This is a genomic window from Lacrimispora sp., assembly GCF_047605665.1.
Taxonomy (GTDB): Bacteria; Bacillota; Clostridia; order Lachnospirales; family Lachnospiraceae; genus Lacrimispora.
In genome coordinates this window covers 30287-52164 of record NZ_JASGFH010000023.1, presented here as the reverse complement: position 1 = coordinate 52164, position 21878 = coordinate 30287, and the positions used below count along the sequence as shown (strand labels likewise).

20 protein-coding genes are annotated in these 21878 nt (G+C 46.2%); 3 read left to right on the top strand and 17 right to left on the bottom strand.

Annotated features, from left to right (window positions below; all coding sequences use genetic code 11):
- Nucleotides 1-62: 62 nt before the first annotated feature.
- From QM657_RS16980 to rbsK, 9 genes are all read right to left on the bottom strand, one after another.
- A complete protein-coding gene (locus QM657_RS16980; RefSeq protein ID WP_415067883.1) occupies nucleotides 63-794 on the bottom strand; it encodes a C40 family peptidase in 732 nt (243 codons plus the stop codon).
- Between the two features lie 123 nt (nucleotides 795-917).
- The gene (locus tag QM657_RS16975) at nucleotides 918-1607 is read right to left on the bottom strand and encodes a C40 family peptidase (protein WP_415067882.1); all 690 of its coding nucleotides are present in this window, start codon (nucleotides 1605-1607) and stop codon (nucleotides 918-920) included.
- A 255-nt stretch (nucleotides 1608-1862) separates the two neighbouring features.
- Nucleotides 1863-2339 carry a DUF1700 domain-containing protein gene (locus QM657_RS16970; RefSeq protein ID WP_415067881.1) on the bottom strand — a complete coding sequence of 159 codons (477 nt, stop codon included), beginning with the start codon at nucleotides 2337-2339 and terminating at the stop codon, nucleotides 1863-1865.
- Between the two features lie 109 nt (nucleotides 2340-2448).
- Nucleotides 2449-4386, bottom strand: coding sequence for a fructose-1,6-bisphosphatase (locus QM657_RS16965; protein WP_415067880.1), 1938 nt, complete (start codon nucleotides 4384-4386; stop codon nucleotides 2449-2451).
- A 245-nt stretch (nucleotides 4387-4631) separates the two neighbouring features.
- Nucleotides 4632-5546 (bottom strand): D-ribose ABC transporter substrate-binding protein, encoded by a 915-nt coding sequence (locus QM657_RS16960; RefSeq protein WP_415067879.1) that lies wholly within the window; start codon nucleotides 5544-5546, stop codon nucleotides 4632-4634.
- 23 nt (nucleotides 5547-5569) lie between these two features.
- On the bottom strand, nucleotides 5570-6511 hold the full coding sequence (locus QM657_RS16955) for an ABC transporter permease (protein ID WP_415067878.1): 942 nt from the start codon (nucleotides 6509-6511) through the stop codon (nucleotides 5570-5572).
- The gene (locus tag QM657_RS16950; protein WP_415067877.1) at nucleotides 6511-7998 is read right to left on the bottom strand and encodes a sugar ABC transporter ATP-binding protein; all 1488 of its coding nucleotides are present in this window, start codon (nucleotides 7996-7998) and stop codon (nucleotides 6511-6513) included. Before QM657_RS16950 ends, QM657_RS16955 begins: the two co-directional genes overlap by 1 nt.
- Before the next feature lie 17 nt (nucleotides 7999-8015).
- Nucleotides 8016-8435 (bottom strand): D-ribose pyranase, encoded by a 420-nt coding sequence (rbsD, locus tag QM657_RS16945; protein ID WP_415067876.1) that lies wholly within the window; start codon nucleotides 8433-8435, stop codon nucleotides 8016-8018.
- A gap of 2 nt (nucleotides 8436-8437) precedes the next feature.
- Nucleotides 8438-9370, bottom strand: a complete 933-nt coding sequence (gene rbsK, locus QM657_RS16940; RefSeq protein ID WP_415067875.1) for a ribokinase — start codon at nucleotides 9368-9370, stop codon at nucleotides 8438-8440.
- 219 nt (nucleotides 9371-9589) lie between these two features.
- Here rbsK and QM657_RS16935 point away from each other — a divergent pair, with 219 nt between their 5' ends.
- Both QM657_RS16935 and QM657_RS16930 read left to right on the top strand, forming a co-directional pair.
- On the top strand, nucleotides 9590-10591 hold the full coding sequence (locus tag QM657_RS16935; RefSeq protein ID WP_415067874.1) for a LacI family DNA-binding transcriptional regulator: 1002 nt from the start codon (nucleotides 9590-9592) through the stop codon (nucleotides 10589-10591).
- Nucleotides 10592-11092: 501 nt separating this feature from the next.
- Nucleotides 11093-11389 (top strand): hypothetical protein, encoded by a 297-nt coding sequence (locus QM657_RS16930; RefSeq protein ID WP_415067873.1) that lies wholly within the window; start codon nucleotides 11093-11095, stop codon nucleotides 11387-11389.
- 88 nt (nucleotides 11390-11477) lie between these two features.
- Here the strand turns inward: QM657_RS16930 and QM657_RS16925 are convergent, their stop codons facing one another.
- Nucleotides 11478-12665, bottom strand: coding sequence for an iron-containing alcohol dehydrogenase (locus tag QM657_RS16925; protein ID WP_415067872.1), 1188 nt, complete (start codon nucleotides 12663-12665; stop codon nucleotides 11478-11480).
- A 160-nt stretch (nucleotides 12666-12825) separates the two neighbouring features.
- On the opposite strand from QM657_RS16925, the gene QM657_RS16920 reads away from it, so the two are divergent.
- Nucleotides 12826-13995: a M23 family metallopeptidase gene (locus QM657_RS16920; RefSeq protein ID WP_415067871.1), complete on the top strand. Its 1170-nt coding sequence runs from the start codon at nucleotides 12826-12828 to the stop codon at nucleotides 13993-13995.
- Between the two features lie 150 nt (nucleotides 13996-14145).
- Here the strand turns inward: QM657_RS16920 and QM657_RS16915 are convergent, their stop codons facing one another.
- The 7 genes from QM657_RS16915 to ilvD all read right to left on the bottom strand — a co-directional run bounded on the left by QM657_RS16915 (nucleotide 14146) and on the right by ilvD (nucleotide 21874).
- Entirely contained in the window at nucleotides 14146-14406 is a 261-nt protein-coding gene (locus QM657_RS16915; protein WP_415067870.1) for a Txe/YoeB family addiction module toxin, read from the bottom strand.
- Nucleotides 14406-14669 carry a type II toxin-antitoxin system RelB/DinJ family antitoxin gene (locus QM657_RS16910; RefSeq protein WP_415067869.1) on the bottom strand — a complete coding sequence of 88 codons (264 nt, stop codon included), beginning with the start codon at nucleotides 14667-14669 and terminating at the stop codon, nucleotides 14406-14408. The genes QM657_RS16915 and QM657_RS16910 overlap by 1 nt, the downstream gene beginning before the upstream one ends.
- Before the next feature lie 224 nt (nucleotides 14670-14893).
- The gene (locus tag QM657_RS16905) at nucleotides 14894-16129 is read right to left on the bottom strand and encodes a DUF1015 domain-containing protein (RefSeq protein ID WP_415067868.1); all 1236 of its coding nucleotides are present in this window, start codon (nucleotides 16127-16129) and stop codon (nucleotides 14894-14896) included.
- Nucleotides 16130-16139: 10 nt separating this feature from the next.
- Nucleotides 16140-17303, bottom strand: a complete 1164-nt coding sequence (locus tag QM657_RS16900; protein WP_415067867.1) for a phosphoglycerate dehydrogenase — start codon at nucleotides 17301-17303, stop codon at nucleotides 16140-16142.
- 78 nt (nucleotides 17304-17381) lie between these two features.
- Nucleotides 17382-18467, bottom strand: coding sequence for a 3-phosphoserine/phosphohydroxythreonine transaminase (gene serC / locus QM657_RS16895; RefSeq protein WP_415067866.1), 1086 nt, complete (start codon nucleotides 18465-18467; stop codon nucleotides 17382-17384).
- Nucleotides 18468-18506: 39 nt separating this feature from the next.
- Nucleotides 18507-20192 carry a biosynthetic-type acetolactate synthase large subunit gene (gene ilvB, locus QM657_RS16890; protein WP_415067865.1) on the bottom strand — a complete coding sequence of 562 codons (1686 nt, stop codon included), beginning with the start codon at nucleotides 20190-20192 and terminating at the stop codon, nucleotides 18507-18509.
- A 20-nt stretch (nucleotides 20193-20212) separates the two neighbouring features.
- Nucleotides 20213-21874, bottom strand: a complete 1662-nt coding sequence (gene ilvD, locus QM657_RS16885; protein ID WP_415067864.1) for a dihydroxy-acid dehydratase — start codon at nucleotides 21872-21874, stop codon at nucleotides 20213-20215.
- Nucleotides 21875-21878: the final 4 nt, after the last annotated feature.

The window sequence follows — 21878 nt, the reverse complement described above, 5'->3', positions numbered from 1 at the left end:
CCCGGCAATCCCATGCCGGGGGGCTTATATCCTTTTTCAAAATCCGGTTGTCCGCTAATTCATTAATCGCCAATTACATTGACAATTTTTACAGGTCCCCTGTAGTTCCAGGGTGAAGTTTTAATTCCTGTGCTGTAGGTGGAAGCATGTACCACCTGGCCGTTGCCGATGTACATTGCCACGTGATTGATGGACCTTGCGCTTCCGTAAAAAATCAAATCGCCGGGACGCATCTGGTCTGCGCCGATCGCTCTTCCCTGGGTAGCCTGTCCTGAGGAAGAACGGTTTAAACTGATTCCGGCTCCGTGAAGCATCACGTATCTGACAAATCCAGAACAATCCGCTCCTGTATTAGGGTCATTTCCCCCGGCGGCATAACGTCCGCCTACAAACTGTAAAGCATAATTAACAATACTCTGTCTGAAATCGGCTGCTGCATCTTCCTGAGTCTTTACGTCTAAGGCAGCTAAGGTGGCTTCGTCGGTGGAAGAAACTGTTGCATTGCCCTCTACCGGAATGTAGCCATATGTATCACTCACTTTAACCTTTATGAATCCGTCACCCATATCCTCCACAACTTCAAAGGAAGTTCCCTTGGAGGCGGTCATCAAAGCTTCCTGACCTTCTTCATCCTTACTGACCGTAACACTGTCTGCATCAACTGTCACCATGTAGTTCCCATAACCAAGACCCGGACCTGATATTTCATCTGCTCTCACATCAGAAGGGGCTGCAAGTACCATTACTCCGCAAAAAGCCATAAGACCTAATGTCTTCCATGTATTGTTTATCATCGGGAATTTACTCCTATTTTCGCTTTCTGAAATATTACGTAAATGTTAAAATCATTACAGTTATTATACATTTATTTTATCTTTTCGTCAAGTATTATTTAAAATCACACCAATCGCCACGAATCAATTTAAAACGCTGACAAATTTCACCGGCTTGCGGTACATGACGTTGGTTACGATAATTCCTGTCTTTTCTGTGGAAGCGTGAACGACCCGGCCTTCTCCCATGTAAAGGGCCACATGATTGATGGAACCGTTTCTTCCATAAAATACCAGATCTCCCGGACGGGCCTGCTCATAGCTTACGGTCCGACCCTCTCCTGACTGGGCTCTGGAGCTGTGGCTTAAGCTGATGCCTGCAGATTTCAGCACGTATCTGGTGAATCCGGAACAGTCCACTCCTGTTTTGGGATTCACACCGCCGTATACGTAGCGGCCTCCCACAAACTGAAGGGCGTAATCCACGATCTCCCTGCGCTGCTTCACTGACTGGTCCACCTTTTCCTGGGTCTTTTCAATAAGGGTTGCACTGCTGCTTTGTATGTATCCTTCTCCCTGAGAAGTTCTGATCTTTAACCAGCCATCTTTTGAAGTCTCTGCCACTTCATAAGACTGGCCTTCCGTCACCTGAGTCAAAACCTGTCCCCCTGCAAGAGGTATGTCCCTGACAGACGCTGAAGAATCGATTCTGGCGTAAAGGGTTGTACTGGTTTCCACTGCAATTTCCGCAGCCCTTGTCTCCGCCGGAATTCCCAGAGTCAGACATGTGCAAATCCCCAGGACTCCCATGGCCTTCCACACTTTATTTATCATTATAAAAATCTCCTATTTTTACGTTTCTCTGTCAAATCTGTAAACATTTATTTCAAATGTTACATAAGTATTACATTTCAGAGTATACACTCTTTCCTTGGCTTTGTCAAGAAAGTTCCACATGTTTTTCTCTCAAAATGGCTGATTTACTGCGTTCACCGCGTATTTACCGTGTTTCAAAAGGAAATTTCAGGCACAGAAAAAAGGCAGTTATGGCTTTTTTCTGCCATAACTGCCTTTACAATTTTGTAATATTTACCGTTTCATTCCCCGTATGAACCAAAAGATGAGCAGCACCAGGAATATGGGTCCCATGAGCGGCATCAAAAGGCTGAAAATTCCGGTCACAATGCTGGCGACCAGAAAGAAGAAGAGGATAAACACCGCCACTCCCAGCACCTTCCAATACCATTTGTTCAAGTCAATATAATGGACACCGCGGTGGCGGGAGCTGTCAGGCTCCTCATAAACGTTCTCGCTCTGTCCGGAATAAGAATCGTAATAAGATTCCTTATCCGCACTGCTGCCGGCATTTCCTCCCACCTCTATGATCGTCTTGGCAATGAGCCTGGGGTCTCCGATGGAGGCGATTACCTCTTCCTCACCGGAGCCCAGCCTCACCTCCGTGCTGATATATTCATCATAATATCTGATATTTTCCTCGACCACGCTGCCAGACACTTCCCCTGTCAAAGCTGCCCTCAGCCGCTGTAAAAATTCCTGTCTGCTCATCCGAGCCTCCTTCAATTAAGTAAATAACTTTCATCATTGTACCATCCGGCAGGGACACGGTAAAGAAACCTTCTCTGAAAAAACTCTTAAAATTTCATAATGTGACAGACTACTCCACCTTTTCCTTTAAAATTCCTTCCCGGTAAGCTGTCACCAGCTCCTTTAAGTCCTCGATATGCACAGCCAGCTCTACTCCCTTGTCGGTATCAGCCACCATGATCCGTTTTTTCATATTTTCAACGACGGAAACACGGGGGGTGCTCTCCTTATTGGGATCAAAGGGTTTATGCTCTGCAAGGGCCAGATGATTGGAGTTGTAAATCAGGGTATAGCCTGCAATTCCTGTCTTTGCCTGGTAAGCCTTTGATAATCCTCCGTCAATGATAAACAGCTTACCCCCTGACTTGACCGGAGACTCCCCTTCCTTGATCTTAACGGGAACGTGGCCGTTAATAATGTGAGAGCCTTCTTTTGGAAGTCCGAATTCCTCCAGAATCTTATCGCAGTATTCTTCCTTCACGCTCAGCTTGTAATAAGGATTCATGGGCTCTTTGTGAGCCGCAGGGCTTTCTATGAAATAATGCTCAAAGGTGGTCATCTTTCCTTTTCCAAAGACCGGAGACTTGGCTCCGCACCATAAGTACCACATAAAGTCAATGGCTTCCTGCTTCTCCCTGGAACTCTCCGGCAGGAAATATGCATTTTGAACCATCTGGTCCACATAGTCCATAAGGGCCCTTCCGGAATAAGACTTGCTGCCCACCTGAATTTCGTCAAAGGAACCATCCTCTTTCATGGGAATGCAGCCATGGTAAAGGAGGTTGGAATTGTAGCATTTGTACATGCCGCCGTGAGAATAGAGGAAACGGACATGCTTATGGAGCAGTTCATTGTGCTTAAAGGAAAGCTGCAGGATATGAAGAAGCTCTTCCTCCTCCGGATTCAGCTTTAAAGGATCAGCCGGATCGACTGTGGGAAGGAACATATCAAGCATGGGATACTCCTTGCCCTCTGCCATTACCGTGCCCTTCTTAAAGTCAATGGATTCCATGAGAATCCTGTCATCCATCTCGTATTCCGGACGGCGTTTGATGATCTGTCCTTCCACCTTGAACTGGATGACGGCAATGGCCTTGTGCATCTTGGCAGCCAGTCCGGGGTCAACGGCATCGTAAATGTTCTCATCGAGAATCTTTGGAGAAAAACGGGTACAGGGGTCATCCCGGTAAACCCTGGCTGCAAACATGGACAGGGGCCGTAAATTGATGCCGTAGCCCTCTTCCAGCACATCAAAGCTGTTGTAGCTGATGGCGATCCGGAGCACATTGCAGATGCAGGCTAAATTTCCCGTGGCAGCGCCCATCCAGGATATGTCATGGTTGCCCCATTGGATGTCCACGTCATGAAATTGAAGCAGCTCATTCATGATGATATCCGCCCTGGGGCCTCTGTCAAAGATATCGCCGATGATGTGCAGGTTGTCAATAGTCAGATTCTGGATCAGCTCACATAAAGCGATGATGAACTTATCTCCAACCCGGATGTCGATGATGGACCGGATGATTTCACTATAGTATATACGCTTATTGTCATCATTATAATCCACATGAAGAAGCTCGTCGATGATGTAGGCAAATTCCTTGGGCATTTTCTTCCTCACCTTGGACCGGGTGTACTTGGAAGACACCACCTTGCAGATCTGCACCAGGCGGTAAATGGTCACCCTCTGCCAGTCATCGTCTGCCTGGCCGTCCATTCCCAACTGATTCATGACCCGCTCCGGGTAGTAGATTAAATTGGCTAATTCTACCTCTTCTTTCTCTGGTATGATGTGGCTGAATGTTTCTGTAATCTTCTCCCGGATAATACCGGAAGCGCTCTTCAAAAGATGTACAAATGCTTCGTATTCGCCATGCAGGTCACTGAAAAAATACTCCGTTCCCTTTGGAAGCCCCTGAATAGCGGTCAGATTGATAATTTCGCTGGAAGCAGCCTTAATAGTAGGATACTCTCTGGCCAGCAATTTCAGATATGACAGTTCTCTCATGATGAAACCCTCCCACTTCATGAAACACAATGATATATAGTAAGAATATCATAACATAAAACATACCAGTTTGAAACATATTGTCCTTGATTTAGAACAAAATTTTCCGGGGAGGCCTGATTACGGGATAGATTAAAATAAATACAGTGCATTCCATTTACATAAACTGATTTCTTTGGGAATCTTTTAATACAAAAAAATCCAGTCAGATATCTTATTCAGATAACCTGACTGGATTTAAATTATTATTTCTTAACCAGTGTAACTTCTACCGGTATGGACTTCTCAACAGTTTTGCCTTCCATGATTGTTGCAGCAGTTTCAATAGCTGTCTTTCCCATGAGTTCCGGCTGCTGTGCGACTGTCGCTGCCATTGTGCCGTCTTCTACTGCTTTTCTGGCATCATCTGTAGCGTCAAAGCCAACTACTATGATATCTTTTCCGGCTGATGCAATCGCTTCAATAGCACCTAATGCCATCTCATCATTGTGTGCAAACACGCCTTTTATATCACCATCAGCCTGAAGGATGTTTTCCATAACGGATAAGCCTTCTGCTCTGTTAAAATTGGCTGTCTGGCTGGAAACCACATTTAAATCCTTGTCTGCCACTTCGTGGAAGCCCTGTCCTCTGTCAATCGCAGCAGATGCTCCGGGAACGCCTTCCAGTTCAGCAACTTTTGCTCCGCTGCCAACCAGCTCTTTTAAATATTCTGCTGCCATTCTTGCACCGGCCACATTATCAGATGCAATCTGGCACTCTACTTCGGCTCCATTTACCGCGCGGTCAACTGCTATAACTTTAATGCCCTTTTTCGTAGCTGATTCTACAGCAGAAGCTACCGCATCAGAATCCACCGGATTGACAATCAGAACTTTGATATTTTTTGAAATTAAATCTTCGATATCGCTGATCTGCTTTGCGCTGTCATCTCCTGCATCTACGACTGTGAGTTCAATACCTTTCTCTTTGGCAGCAGCTTTTGCTCCGTCTGATAATGTCACAAAAAATGGGTTGTTAAGGGTTGAAACAGAAAATCCAACCGCCTGGCCGCCGCCTGCTTCTTTCTTCTCACCGCCGCCTGCGCCGCATCCAACTAACGCACTCACTCCTAAAGCCATAACCATTGCCAATGATGCTACCTTTTTGATTTTTTTCATTTTATATTTCCTCCTTTTAATTATTACCGTTTTCTGTCTGACAGAACAGCTGTCAGAATCACCAATCCCTTAATCACATCCTGGTAATACGAAGATACGCCAAGTATGTTGAGACTGTTGTTTAATACTGCTATTATGAGCACTCCGATAAATGTTCCATATATCTTTCCCCGGCCGCCGCTCATACTGGTTCCACCGAGAGCGACAGCCGCAATGGCATCCAGCTCATAACCGGAACCCAGCGTAGGCTGAGCGGAATTAAGACGGGATAAAAGAATAAGTCCTGACAATGCGGCCATTACACCGGATATAACGTAAGCTGTAACCTTTGTTTTACGGATGTTAACACCAGCCAGTTCGGCTGCTTTCCAGTTGCTTCCGGTTGCATAGATATAGCGTCCAAAGGTTGTTTTTGTAAGCAGGAACCAGAAGAGCAGGAACATAAGTATCAATAGTATAACCGGTATCGGAATTCCTAAAACATCGCCTTTTCCAATTGATTTTAAAAGAACGCTGTCACCAAGCCTGGATATGGGCTTTCCATTGGTGTAAATCATCGTCAGCCCCCGGTAAGACGTCATTGTGATCAGCGTAGCGATAAAGGGCTGTAATCTTCCTTTGGTCACCAGCATACCGCTTATGAGTCCAAGAAATGCTCCGATCAGCAGGGAAGCCAGCATGGCAACTCCTGCCGGGACTCCTGAAGTTATCATTCCCGCACAAAGCGCGGTAGACAACGCCAGAACAGAACCGACTGATAAATCGATGGCACCTGTAAGTATAACAAAGGTCATACCAAAAGCGATAAAGCCATTGATGGAAGACTGTCTCAAAAGTGAGAGAAAGTTACCGGACGTACGAAACTCCGGACTTATGATACTGATCAGCGCCACAATAAGAACCAGAGAAATCAGTGCGCCATAATCTCCCATATAATTGAACCATTTCTGTTTCTTTTCTTTCATCACAGTGTTCCTCCTGTTGCAAGAGTCATGATCTTTTCCTGATTCGCTTCTTCCTTATTAAGAATACCGCGGACCGTACCTTCCCTGATTATCATAATCCGGTCACTCATTCCCAGAATTTCCGGAAGTTCGGAAGAAACCATAATGATTGCGACTCCTTTTGCTGCCAGATCATTGATAATGTTATAAATCTCTTTCTTTGCGCCTACATCAACTCCTCTCGTCGGTTCATCAAGGATCAATATTCTGGGATTTGTATATACCCATTTGGCGAACACTACCTTCTGCTGGTTTCCACCGCTTAATTTTCCGCATTCCTGAGTCTGATGGAAGCAGCGTATTTTCAACTCATTGATTGCATTTTCGGCAAAATTGTTTTCTTTTCTATTATTGATTACACGGTAGCGGTCCGATATAGAGGCCAGGTTTGTCAGGGAAATGTTGTTTCTTATGCTCTCTTCCAGCATAAGCCCCTCGGTTTTTCTGTCTTCCGTAATAAAACCGATTCCGTATTTTATGGCTGCTGCCGGATTGTCTATGGTACATTTTGTGCCGTCAATGAAGATGTCGCCTTCATCATACTGCATATTTCCAAATATGGACCTCATGATTTCTGTGCGCCCTGCCCCCATAAGGCCGGACACGCCCAGCACTTCGCCTTCTTTTACTGAAAAACTGACGTTTTCATATATTCCGTGTTTTGTAAGACCCGATACCTTTAATATCTCTTTTCCAATAGAACTTTTTCTTTCCGGGTACCGTTCCCCGATTTCACGTCCTATCATCATTTTTACAATATCTTTTTCACTGGTATCTTTTATTTCTTTTGTACCCACATACTGCCCGTCCCGCAAAACCGTAATCCTGTCACACAGCTCAAATATTTCTTCCATGCGATGGGAAATATAAATGATGGAAACTCCCTCTTTTTTCAATTTTTTTATTACTTCAAAAAGAATTTCCGTTTCACTGGCCGTGAGCGCCGCCGTAGGCTCATCCATAATGATCACTTTTGCCTCGCACATAAGCGCCCTGCAGATCTCTATCATCTGCTGCTGCCCTACAGCCAGCTCTGCCATCCCTTTATTCACCGGTATTTTAACTCCCAGTTTATCCAGAATCGCTTCTGCCTGTTTTTGCATTTCTTTTTTATTGCAGATTCCTCCGCGGGCCGTTATTTCTTTCCCAAGAAAGAGATTTTCTTCTACTGTCAGGTCAAAAAGTACATTCAGTTCCTGATGGATCAGGATAATTCCTGCTTTTTCCGCTTCTTTCGGAGTTTTGTATACAACTTCTTCTCCATCGATCAAAACCGTTCCGGAATCCTTCTCATAAATACCTGTCAATATCTTCATGAGAGTGGATTTTCCAGCCCCGTTTTCTCCCATCAGCGCGTGGACCTCTCCGCTTTCCAGGCTGAAACCGGCATCAGTCAGTACTGCATGATCACTGAAAGACTTACAGATTCCTTTCATCTGAATTTGCATAACTCTTCTCCCTCCCCTTAATCCTGGGTTGCAAAAATGCAGGCTGAAACCAATATAATGTTTGAATACGCAGTTATTTCGCCGGTCCTTATGACTGCCTTGCACGTTTTTGTCTGCACTTTCAGGTTTTCATGGGAGGTGAAGCATTCTACTGCACCCGGAAATTTTTTATTCATCATGGTTCGTATGTTTTCCATCATTTCCGGATTCTGGTCTTTTATTTCCTCTGCCAGAATATAAGCTTCCACTGCCATATCATCAGTAACCGCATCTAAGGTTTCCAGGAATGAAGGGATATTAAAGCGCAAAGCCAGATCAATCCGTTTTGTCTCATCCGGTATGGGAAGCCCGCAATCTCCGATGCAAATCAAATCCGTATGCCCCATGGAAGAAAGCACGCTTGAAATGCTGCTGTTTAAAATTCCATTTCTCTTCATGGTTATCCTCCAATCCGGTGACTGTCACCTGTCTCGCAGCCGTCAAACCGGTCTCCCAGCTCTCTGGTCACATCTTCAAGTTTCGGCATACCGCCTTGAGCACCGAACTTCTCCACCGACAAACCGGAAGCCAGGACTGCAAACGTCAGGGCCTTTTCCATGTTATCGTATAATCCAAGTGCTACGGCAAATGCGCCGTTAAACGTATCCCCTGCTCCCGTAGTATCGACCACATTCGATTTTCTTGCCGGCAAAGTTACTGCCCGTTTTTCATGATCCATGTAAATGACGCCTTTTTCCCCCTGGGTGATAATGAGTTTTTCCGGATACTGTTTCAGTAAAGACTCCGTATCAGCCGTCTCTCCAAATATGATCCTGGCTTCATGTTCATTGGGGGTAATATAATCCAATAATTCTATCAGTTCTCTTTTCAGCTCTCTGGCCGGCGCCGGGTTTAACATGACCTTTACTTCGTGACCTGCACATAAGCCAATGACATATTCCACGGTTTCCTGTAAAATCTCCTGCTGCAATAATACGATGTCGCACGTTAACAGTTTTTCCTTGATGCCATTAATGTACTCAATATCTACCGTATTATTTGCTCCTGCTAAAACTATAATACAGTTATCGCTTTCCGCTACCGTTATCACAGCCAGCCCTGTCACCTGATTTTCACGCACTTTTATATATTCTGTATGAATCCCTTCATTTTTCAGGTTTTCAATCAGGGCTTTTCCATGGTCATCGTTTCCCACACAGCCAAACATCGTTACATCCGCACCTAATCTGGCAGCCGCAACTGCCTGATTTGCACCTTTTCCTCCTGGAATATAAGCAATGGCATCGCCTGTAATCGTTTCGCCTTTTCCCGGAATCCGATGTGCTGTAACAGTCATATCCATATTGATACTGCCTACAACTCCGATTCTCATTTCTGCCCCACCTTTCCCAAACTCAAAATCATTCCGTTTGTAACACAGGTCTATTGTTGATAAAACGTTTTATCTAATTTGTAAATCCATATTATCACTGTTTTCGATTCGTGTCAAGACAAAAAATATAATTGATAAATCGTTTTATCTCATATGAGTTGCATTTTTATGTAAAATACGGTATTATTGTTCATATCAATACATCAGAGGTCAAATACTATGTCCATAACAATAAAAGAAATAGCCAGATTAGCGGGAGTTTCTCCAAGCAGCGTATCCCTGGTTCTAAACAACAGACCAAATAGAATTTCTGAAAAAAAGAAAAATCTTATCCTGCAGATTGCTGATGACCATCAATACGTTCCAAACGCGGCTGCGCGCAGTCTGGTAACCAGGAAAAACAATACATTCGGGCTTCTGATCCCTGATATAGAAAACCCCTTCTTTTCCAAACTGTCAAAAACTTTAGAGCTGCAGCTTCGGGCGGAAGGATATTCATTGATTATCGTCAACTCCAACGATACATTTGAAGGAGACATGATTTTAATTGACCTTCTGGCGGCAAAAGGAATCGACGGAATATTTGTGGTGATTTCCAATGAATCCTATCTTCATCAGCATATTATTGAACAGAAATTATTACAGCTCAACCTTCCATTTGTAATGGTTGACCGCATATTTGATTCATTTTCATGTAATAAAATATATTTTGACAATGTAGAGGGCTCCTATATTGCAACAAAGCATCTTCTGGAGAAAGGCCATAGAAAGATTGCCTGTATCTGCAATACTTTCATTTCCCACAACTCCCTTTCCCGTATACACGGATACCAGAATGCCATGACGGAATACGGAATCAAGGTGCCCAAAGAGTATATCATTCCTGCAAATTACCGGATAGAAGGCGGATATGAGGCTGCAAAGCAAGTCCTTGACACGGACTGCACCGCCATATTTGTGTGCAATGACATGATGACCCTGGGTATTTTAAGACACTTTTCAGAGCAGGGCATCCGTGTGCCCGAAGATTATGCCATAGTAAGCTACGACAATCTGCTGTCTGATTATTTATTTGGAATAAAAGTATCAAGTGTGAATCAGGACGTGGAAGAGCTTGGAATAAGGGCCTGGAACATTATGAAAGAAGCAGTCAGACAGGATAAGAAAAAAGAGATAAAACAAAAGGAAATATGCTTGATGCCCACACTGGTCATTCATTGAGGACTTAGCTCGGTTTTGGTTTGCGCCAGATCAAAGGAACATGACCGGTTTTGATTTGCCTGATATTTTCATGCCCGCTTTCAGCGGGCCTTTTTATGTTCGTGGGTTCTCCGCAGAAGGACTTTCCGGTTACATCAAAAAGCGGGCCCGGAATACCGGAAACCCGCATATTTTCATTTATTCACATCCACATTCATCCTCACTGCGGCCATCCCGCCCACAGGGAGCATTTCTGCAGCCATCTTTAAAACCGGCGCAATAAGCGTCTTTTAATTCCTGTTCTCTGCGTTTGCGCTCACACTCATCATTGCCGCAATTATTTCCGCAGTTATTTACGCAATTACATCTGCAATTCCAACTCATCGATTTCTCATCCTTTCACCCCTTATTATACTATATTCTATGGATGATACAGACAAGATGTGAATTGAGGGAAAGGACTCACGCTCGTCCCCGCAGATGCATATCATATAACAATAGAAAAATAAAGGAGTCCCTGATATGTGCTGCCCAGGCAAATTTTGTCCCTACCGGGATGTGAACTGCAAGGATCTGGCCATTTTTCATGAAGCTACCAAGGATCTGCGCGGCACTACGTATAAACCCTATCTGGTATCCATTTGCGAGTCCAGGGGAATCCACTTCCGTTTCGTCTGCAATTCCACTATTATGACCCGGCCTCCCCAAAACGCCATAACCAGGGTCTCCATTTTCAAGCCTTTATGCAAGGATAAGGAAAAGGAAAAATCCAGGGCCGTTGTGACCGCCATCTGCCGGATGGAGTGCTTTAGGGATTAAGGCTTATGCACAATAAAATGAGCAGGCTGCCAGCCGTTTACAGGGGCAGCCTGCTTTTACTCGCAATCCGCTTTGCTGCTCGCTTCGCTTAAAATGCCTTTTTGTAGACTTCCATCATTTCTGCTTTCCCCAGAGGTTTCATTCCGGGCAGGATTCTCGTATTGCCTGCAGAGCATTTCTCCGCCATCTTTTCAAAATCCTCTTCTTTTATTCCCGCTTCCAGCTCCCTTAAGGTGACAGGCATTCCCAGGCTCTTAAAGTATTTCTCAAGGCTGTCGATTCCCTTTCGGGCAGTTCTTAAGGGGTCTTCAAAGTTCATCTCTTCCTTTAACACCCTGACTGCGAGCTGGGCAAATCTCATGGGGTCTTCTTCGCACACATATCTGGCCCAGGAGCAAAACAGGGCTGACAGGCCGGCGCCATGGGCAACGGAAGGATACGCGCCTGATAACTCATGCTCCAGTTGATGAACCTGCATCATGTATTCTCTTCCAAGGCCTGTTAAGTCATTGTGAGAAAGGCTTCCTGCCCACATAAGGGCTGCCCTGGCTTCGTAATCCTCCGGGTTCTTATCGGCAACAGCCCCTGCTTCCATAACAGAAATCAGAATGCTCTCTGCCAGGCGGTCTGTCAGATCCGTATTCCTGGTCTTTCCGCCCAGATACCGTTCCAGTGTGTGCATCATAATGTCCACAGTTCCGCATCCGGTCTGGAATTTATTGACCGTAAAGGTCAGCTCCGGATTGCAGATGGCAAATAATGGGCGGTGGGTTGGGCTGTTAAAGCCGCGCTTTAAGCCGGAGTCTTCATTGGTGATGACGCAGGAGGCGCTGCTTTCGCTTCCTGAAGCGGACAGGGTGAGAATGCAGCCGTGAGGAAGGGCTTTCTGAGGGAGCGCTTCCTTCATAAAAAATTTCCATGGGTCGATTTCCGGGTTCATGGCTCCATCGGCGATGCACTTGGCTGAGTCAATGGCGCTTCCCCCTCCTACCGCCAGGATGAAGTCCACCTGTTCTTTGATACAAAGCTCGATCCCCTCTTTTGCCAGGGCCAGGGTGGGATTGGGCTGGGCGCCTCCGAACAGGATATAGCCGATTCCCTGTTCCTTTAAGGAGTCTGTCACCTGATCGAGAAGGCCGGTCTTCTTTACACTTCCTCCGCCATAGTGGATCATGACCTTTTTAAATCCATACTCCCGGATTATGGACCCTGTCTGTTTTTGGGTATCGCGGCCAAACAGCATCCTTGTAGGCACATAATATTCAAAGTTATTCATTTTCGCATCTCCTTCCGATGATTGTGGTTCTGCTGCAGCGTTCTGCCATATTGGAATTATATCATATTCTCCGTTTTTTTTGCATATCTTATAAAGTAAAGCCTTAAAAACCTGCTTTCTTTTGGTGTGTATATTTACAGGAACGGCAAGGAGAACGCTTATGAACCTATTTAAAAAAGATACACAACTTTCCCAGACCTCCAGGCATCATTACATCATTTACATAGAAGTCATCATTCTGACCTTTCTTCTGGTCTCTCTTTTTTTTCTGCCCACCGGCGGAAGGTTCTCATTTCCGGTCATCAGCCAAAATGAAAATGCCAGTTCCTCAGAAGCAAAAAAATTTATTAAATGGGTGGATTTTGACGTGACCGCCAAGGCCATGAAGGAAGCCTTCCGGTATGATATGGATACGTGCCAGTCAGAGATTCATTTGAACTGGGTGGATTTGCTGGCTTTTCTGGGGACTAAATATGGCGGAGATTTCTCCAAATATTCCACCAAGGATTTAGACAGTCTGGCAGAACAGCTCCTTTCGGGCAAAACCATGGAAGAACTGACTGCTAAAATGAAGTATTATTCTTATTACAGGGATGCTTACGGCGCTGTGCTCGACGGGCTTACAGGCCAGTATGAAATACAGATTCCCGCTGAAAATGCACCTTTATACGCGGCTCCTGCCCGCCTTCCTGACGGCAGCATTGACCCGGATAAGGTCTGGGTCACAAAATATGGACTCAAAGGATTTTCTCCCATTGCAAAAGGATTTCCTTATAATGAATTCGATGATTTCGGCGTATCCCGGTCCTACGGCTATAAACGCCAGCATTTAGGCCACGATATGATGGGTCAGGTGGGAACCCCTGTGATTGCGGTGGAAAGCGGTTATGTGGAAGCGATCGGGTGGAACCAGTACGGCGGATGGCGGCTGGGGATACGGAGTTTTGACGGGAAGAGGTATTATTATTATGCTCATTTGAGGAAGAACTACCCTTACCATAAGTCTTTGGAGCAGGGAAGCATCGTCACTGCGGGAGATGTGATCGGTTATTTAGGGCGCACCGGATACAGCAGGACGGAAAACACCAATAATATCAATCAGCCTCATCTTCACTTCGGGCTTCAGCTTATTTTTGATGAATCCCAAAAGGAAGGGAATAATGAAATCTGGGTCAACTGCTATGAACTGATAAAATTCCTTGCCATGAACCGGTCTGAGACTTTAAAGGACCAGGAGACAAAGGAATATGACCGGATTTATGATATGAAAGACCCGGCAATTCCGGAGAATTTTATACCTCCGGAGCCGGTTGAGACGGTTAATTATTAATGGGATGACAGGAAAGAGGCATTGGCCGGGGATTCGGTCAAATGCCTCTTTGTTTGATTTTTCTTAAATTCCTCATTCATAAATACGATTCATTTATCAACATCGAAAGTGCTGCTTCACTTCGGTGAATGAACAGGCAGCCCGATCTTTTTATTCTTCATAATGTCCCCGGCAAGAGGCGATAATAACAGCTCCATCTTTTTCACAATAAACAATCCTATGCTCCTCATCAATGCGCCGGCTCCACCAGCCACTTAAATTTCCCCTTAGCGGCTCTGGCTTGCCAATCCCCTCATATGTACTGCGCTGTATATCCTTTATCAGCGCATTTATTCGTTTCAGCGTTTTCTTATCCTGCGTCTGCCAATAGCAATATTCTTGCCATGCTCCTTCTTCCCACAGTAACCGCATCAATCCACCTCAATAATATCATGTTCAGCAATTTTCGCCGTTCCTGCTTCAATTCCTGACACAACTTTTTCAAGGTGTCTTATATTGCTTTCACTATAAAAAGGGTCTGCAGAAACTTCAAAAGGTATGCGCCTCTCTCTGGCAACCGTTTTCGCAAAAATAGTGAACGCCGTCGTCATGCTTAATCCCATATCAGCGCAGACCTGCTCCATATTCTTTTTTAAATCTTCATCCATGCGAAAATTAACCATAGTTTGTGCCATATTCACCACTCCTTTCTGATATTTTCAATGTAACACATTGTAAAGCAAAAGTCAACATATCGCTTTACAATATAATATTCCTTTTTCAGTCATTTGATACAGATAAATTTCATATTTAAAATTCCTTTTATTACTTTTCTTAATTGCAAAAAATAAGTGTAAGAGTTTAAGCATCAAAAACACTTAAATCCCTTACACTTAAATGATACCAAAAAGCTTCAGCCTTATTTCAACAAATGAATAAACAACCCGCTTCTCAGCTTCGGCTCAAACCAGGTAGATTTAGGAGGCATCAGAAGTCCTGCATCAGCCACATTCAGCAACTCCTCAATAGAAGTGGGATACATGGAAAATGCCGCTTTCATATCTTCCTTACACCTCTTCTCCAATTCCCCAAGCCCTCTGATCCCGCCGATAAAGTCAACCCGCTTATCGGTTCTGGGGTCCTGGATTCCAAGAATTGGGCCTAAAACATGATCCTGAAGAATGGACACATCAAGTGCCTTCACCGGGTCTTCTGAATGGAGAAAATCTCTCGCCTTTAAACAGTACCAGGTTCCCCCAAGGTACATTCCAAAGCTTCCTTTTTCCTCCGGAGCATAAGCCTCTTCCCCCACCTTGGAAACCTCAAAAGCTTCCTCTATTTTTCCAAGAAATTCATCCGGAGTAAGACCATTTAAATCCTTCACAACCCGGTTATAAGGCAGAATCATCAACTGGTCGTCAGGAAACAGCACCGAAAGAAAGTAATTAAACGGTTCCTCTCCCGTATACCCCGGATTCTCCTCCCGCCTTTTAAGCCCTACCTTGACAGCAGAAGCCGCCCTATGGTGCCCGTCCGCTATATAGGTAGCAGGAATGCTCTGAAATGCCTCTTCAATGGACTTAATCATATCACCGTCAATCCGCCACACCTTATGGCTGATCCCATCATCCGAAACAAAATCATAGACAGGGGCATCTGAGGTTTTCGTTTTCACAATCTCATTGACAGCCTCACTGGAACGGTATGCCAGGAAAATAGGCCCTGTCTGGGCATTGGTTGTGTCCACATGGCGTATCCGGTCCACTTCCTTTTCTTCCCTGGTATTCTCATGCTTCTTAATCACCCCGGCCACATAATCATCGATGGAGGAGCAGGCCACAATTCCGGTCTGGCTCCGCCCGTCCATGATCAGCTCATAGATATAATAAGCTTCCCTGCTGTCTTCCTGAAATGTCCCGTCTGCCATCCAGCTTTTCAACATTTCCCCGGCCTTTTCATAGACCCTGTCATCGTAAATATCCACATCGTCAGAAAACTGCGTCTCCGGCCTGTCAATATTTAAAAATGATTTCGGATTTGCCGCTGTGATCTGGCAGGCTTCCCTGCGGTTGTATACGTCGTAAGGAAGAGCCGCCACCAGATGAGCACACTGCTCATCCGGGCGGACGCATTTAAATGGTTTAACAATAGCCATACTTTCTCCTTTATCTGATCACCCGCACACGGAGCGCGCCTTTGATGTCTTTTAATTTCTGTACGCATTCCGCATCTGCCGGGCTTTCTAAGTCAAGCAGGGTATAAGCGTATTTTTCACGGCTCTTATTGGTCATGTCGGAAATGTTCACATTGCCTGCTGCCAAAGCGCCTGTAATCTGTCCGATCATGTTTGGAATGTTTAAATGAAGCACGGCAATACGGCTGACCGCCTTGCACTCTCCCATGTCGCAGGAAGGGAAGTTCACAGAATTGCGGATGTTTCCGTTGTCTATGTAGTCCATGATTTCCTCTACGGCCATCTTTGCGCAGTTATCCTCAGACTCTTCCGTAGAAGCGCCCAAGTGAGGGATAACAATGGCATTTTCCATATTCACGGATTTGGGATTGGGGAAATCTGTCACATATCTTCTCACCTTGCCGGATTTTAAAGCCTCGGCCATGTCGTCCTCATTGACCAGAATATCCCTGGAAAAGTTTAAAATCACCACGCCGTCTTTCATGGCGTCAATGGCTTCCTTTTTGATCATTCCCTTTGTGGAGTCAATCAGCGGAACATGAAGGGTGATGTAATCGCATTCCTGGTAAATGGTGTCCACAGAAGTGATATGCTTTACATTTCTGGAAAGGCCCCAGGCAGAATTTATGGAAATAAAAGGATCATATCCATAGACTTCCATCCCCAGGTAGGAACATGCATTGGCAACCTCCGCGCCAATAGCGCCAAGGCCGATCACGCCCAGCTTCTTTCCTTTGATCTCGCATCCGGCAAATGCTTTTTTCTCTTTCTCTGCATTTTTAGCGATATCCGCGTCATCCCGGTTGGCCTGACACCACTGCACTCCTCCAATGATGTCTCTGGAAGCCAGCATCAGTCCAGCAAGAACCAGCTCTTTCACGCCGTTGGCATTAGCTCCCGGTGTGTTAAATACCACAATTCCTTTTTCCGCACATCCGTCTAAGGGAATGTTATTGACCCCTGCCCCAGCTCTTCCCACAGCAAGAAGTCCCTCCGGCAGCTCCATATCATGCATGGAGGCGCTTCGCACCAGCACTCCGTCTGCTTCCTTCATATTGTCTGTTAACGTATACTCTTCTGTCAGCAATGCGGTTCCGCAATCAGCAATCGCATTAAGGCAATGAATTTTTTTCATGGTTCCAATCCTTTCCTGCACACCTGTCTGCATGTACATTCAGCCATGCAGAAGTATTTGCATGGCTGAACCATTGATTTATTTTGTATTTTTTGCTTCAAATTCCTTCATAAATGCCACCAGGGCTTCCACACCTTCTATAGGCATGGCATTGTAAATGCTGGCTCTCATGCCGCCTACGCTTCTGTGGCCTTTTAAGTTCTCAAAGCCTGCTGCCTTAGCCTCTTTTACAAACAGGGCATCCAGCTCATCATTTCCCGTCACAAAAGGAACGTTCATAAGGGAACGGTCCTCCTTTACCACTGTGCCGGAAAACATCTGGCTCTGGTCCAGGAAATCGTAAAGAATGGCTGCTTTCTTCTCATTGTATTCCTTCATGGCAGAAAGCCCGCCACGCTTTTTCAGCCATTTAAACACCTTACCGCACACGTAGATGCCGTAAGCAGGAGGCGTATTATAAAGGGACTCCGCCTCATCATGAATCTTGTAGCGGAGCATGGTGGGTGTTCCGGGAAGCACGTCTTCTGTGATGAGGTCCTCCCGGATGATGACGATGACCACTCCGGCAGGGCCTACATTTTTCTGCGCTCCGGCAAAAATCAGGCCGTATTTGGAAACATCAACAGGTTCGGACAAAAAACAGGAAGAGAGGTCTGCCACCAGGGTCTTTCCCTTGGTATTGGGCAGATTTTTAAACTTGGTACCGTATATGGTATTGTTTTCGCAAATATAGACATAGTCCGCATCGTCTGAAATGGGCAAGTCTGAAACGTCAGGAATGTAGCTGAAGGTCTTATCCGCACTGGAAGCCACAGCATTCGCTGTTCCGTAAAGCTTCGCTTCCTGATACGCCTTCTTGGCCCACTGTCCTGTAACGATGTAATCTCCCACCCGGTTCTTAAATAAGTTCATGGGAACCATGGCAAACTGCTGGGAGGCTCCGCCCTGCAAAAACAGCACCTTATAATTGTCCGGAATCTCCAAAAGCTCCCGAAGGTCTGCTTCCGCTTCCTTGATGATGGTCTCATAAGTCTTGGACCTGTGGCTCATCTCCATAACGGACATACCGCAGCCCTTATAATCCATCATCTCTTCGGCAGCTTCCCTTAAAACCTCTTCCGGAAGCACGGCCGGACCTGCGGAAAAATTGTATACTCTGCTCATATCTCTTCCTCCTCTTATCAGGGGGGGCTCCCCCGATTACTAGCGTTTAATCTTCAAATCGTCTGCGTCAAAAGCATCTGCAATGGGCGCTCCCGGTGAAACCATGGGGAATACCTTGTCATCGCAGTGAATCTGGCAGTCAATGACTACAGGAGCATTGAGGGCAATGGCCTCTTTCAGAACAGACTCAAATTCCTCTTTTCTGGTTACACGGTAAGCAGCGGCACCCAGTCCTTCTGCTACTTTTACAAAATCTACCTTGTCATTAAGCAGTGTATGTGAATAACGTTTTCCATAGAACAGCGTCTGCCACTGGCGCACCATACCCAGCACGTGATTGTTGACAACCACCTGAACAATGGGGATGTTATAGCGGACTGCCGTGGCGATCTCATTCATGTTCATACGGAAACAGCCGTCGCCTGCCACATTGATGACCAGCTTATCGGGACATCCCATCTTGGCTCCCAGGGAAGCTCCCAGGCCATAGCCCATGGTTCCCAGACCTCCGGAAGTGATAAAGCTTCTGGGCTTATTGTATTTGAAATACTGGGCTGCCCACATCTGATGCTGTCCTACCTCTGTGGTTATGATGGCATCTCCCCCTGTCACCTCGTAAATCTTTTCGATGATATAGGGGCCGCTTAAAATGCTCTTGTCATAGCGCAGCGGATGCATCTGGCTCTTGCGGTCAATGTGTGCCAGCCACTCGTCGTGATTGATGGGGTCCAAGCGGGCATTTAACTTCTTTAAAATCACCTTTACATCACCGATGACGCTGGCATGGGCCTTTACATTTTTGCTGATCTCAGCCGGGTCTACGTCAAACTGAAGAATCTTGGCCTTTCTGGCAAATTTAGAAGCATTTCCCGTCACCCTGTCGCTGAATCTGGCTCCGGCCACGATCAAAAGATCGCATTCCGTGATTCCCAGGTTAGAGGTCTTGGTTCCGTGCATTCCCACCATTCCGGTATAGAGCTCATCATTTCCGTCAATGGCGCCCTTTCCCATGAGGCTGTCTGCTACCGGAGCCTGGATTCTGTGGGCAAAGGCGCGAAGCTCTTCTGCCGCACCAGAGGCAATGACACCGCCGCCTGCGAAGATGTATGGCTTTTCTGCCTTCCTGATCATCTGCAGAGCGGTTTCCAAATCTTCTTCTGTGATGGTGTTCACCTGGCGTTCAATGGGCGCCGGGGCCTTGTATTCATAATCATACGTATTGCTTGTTACATCTTTGGTAATGTCCACCAGCACCGGACCAGGCCTTCCGGTCTGTGCGATGGTAAACGCACGGCGGATGGTGTCCGCCAACTTTGTTATATCCTTAACAATAAAACTGTATTTCGTAATAGGCATGGTCACTCCGGCAATGTCGATTTCCTGGAAGCTGTCACGCCCAAGCAGACTGACTCCCACATTGCAGGTAATGGCTACCACAGGAATGGAGTCCATAAAGGCAGTTGCAATTCCTGTTACCAGGTTGGTGGCTCCCGGACCTGAGGTTGCCAGACAGACACCGACTTTTCCTGTTGCCCTTGCATATCCGTCAGCCGCATGGGATGCACCCTGCTCATGGGATGTGAGGATGTGATTGATCTCATCCTGATGCTTGTAAAGGGCATCGTATATATTGAGGATCGTGCCGCCCGGATATCCGAAAACAGTGTCCACTCCCTGTTCCTTCAGGCATTCAATTACAATTTCTGCTCCTGATAATGTTTTCATAAATCTGCTTTCCCCTTTCTTTATATCTCCAGAATAGCTCCCTTGCTGGCCGGAGCTGCCATGGCCGCATAACGGGCCAGATATCCGGAGGTTACCTGCGGCTTTCTGGGCTGCCACTGAGCCTTTCTTTCCGCCATTTCTTCATCTGATACCTTTATGTCTAACCGGCAGTTGTCTATATCAATGGAAATAATATCGCCTTCTTTTACCAGGGCAATGGGACCTCCCACTGCTGCTTCCGGGCAGACATGGCCGATGGAAGCGCCTCTGGAAGCGCCGCTGAAGCGTCCGTCCGTGATGAGGGCTACGGTAGAGCCAAGTCCCATGCCTGCAATGGCTGAAGTGGGATTTAACATCTCTCTCATGCCAGGGCCTCCCTTGGGGCCTTCATAGCGGATGACCACCACGTCGCCTGCCACGATCTTGCCGCCCTTGATTGCGTCAATGGCATCCTCTTCACAGTCAAACACCCTTGCCGGTCCTTCATGCTTTAACATCTCAGCATCGACTGCAGAACGTTTCACTACGGAACAGTCCGGCGCTAAATTTCCCGTTAAGACTGCGATACCGCCGGTGCTGCTGTAAGGATTTTCTGCAGGGCGGATGACAGAGTGATCTTTGTTCAGATGGCCCTTTATATTTTCTCCTACGGTCTTTCCTGTCACTGTCATGCAGTCCAGCTCTAAAAGTCCCAGCTTGCTGACCTCATTCATAACAGCGTAAATACCGCCGGCTTCATTTAAATCTTCCATATAAGTATGGCCTGCCGGAGCTAAGTGACAGAGGTTTGGAGTCCTGGAGCTGATCTCATTGGCGATTTTCAGATTTAAGTCCACTCCTGCCTCATGGGCGATGGCCGGAAGGTGAAGCATGCTGTTGGTGCTGCATCCCAAAGCCATATCCATGGTGAGAGCGTTGCGAAATGCCTTTTCGGTCATAATGTCACGGGGACAGATATTCTTTTTCAGCATATCCATAACTGCCATTCCCGCATGCTTTGCAAGCTTTAAACGCTCGGAGTAAACAGCCGGTATGGTTCCATTTCCGCGAAGGCCCATTCCCAATACCTCGGTTAAACAGTTCATGCTGTTGGCCGTATACATACCGGAACAGGAGCCGCAGGTAGGACATGCTTTTTCTTCATATTCTCTTACGTCTTCTTCTGTCATGGTTTCAGCCGCATAAGCGCCTACTGCCTCGAATACGCTGGATAAGCTGGTTTTCTGTCCTTTCACACGGCCTGCCATCATAGGGCCGCCGCTGACGAATACGGTGGGCACATTGACACGGGCTGCTGCCATCAAAAGTCCTGGTACGTTTTTATCACAGTTTGGCACCATGACCAATGCGTCAAAAGCGTGAGCTCTTGCCAGACATTCGGTGGAGTCCGCAACCAGATCCCTGGTTACCAGAGAATACTTCATTCCGATGTGTCCCATGGCAATTCCATCGCAGACTGCAATGGCCGGAACCATGACCGGTGTGCCGCCTGCCATGGCAACTCCCATTTTAACGGCATCGACGATTTTATCCAGGTTGGTATGACCTGGCACGATCTCATTATAAGAGCTGACAATTCCGACCAGAGGTCTTTCCATCTCTTCCTCAGTCATTCCCAGCGCATTAAATAAGGAACGGTGAGGTGCCTGCTGCATTCCTTTTTTTACTGAATCACTCTTCATATGC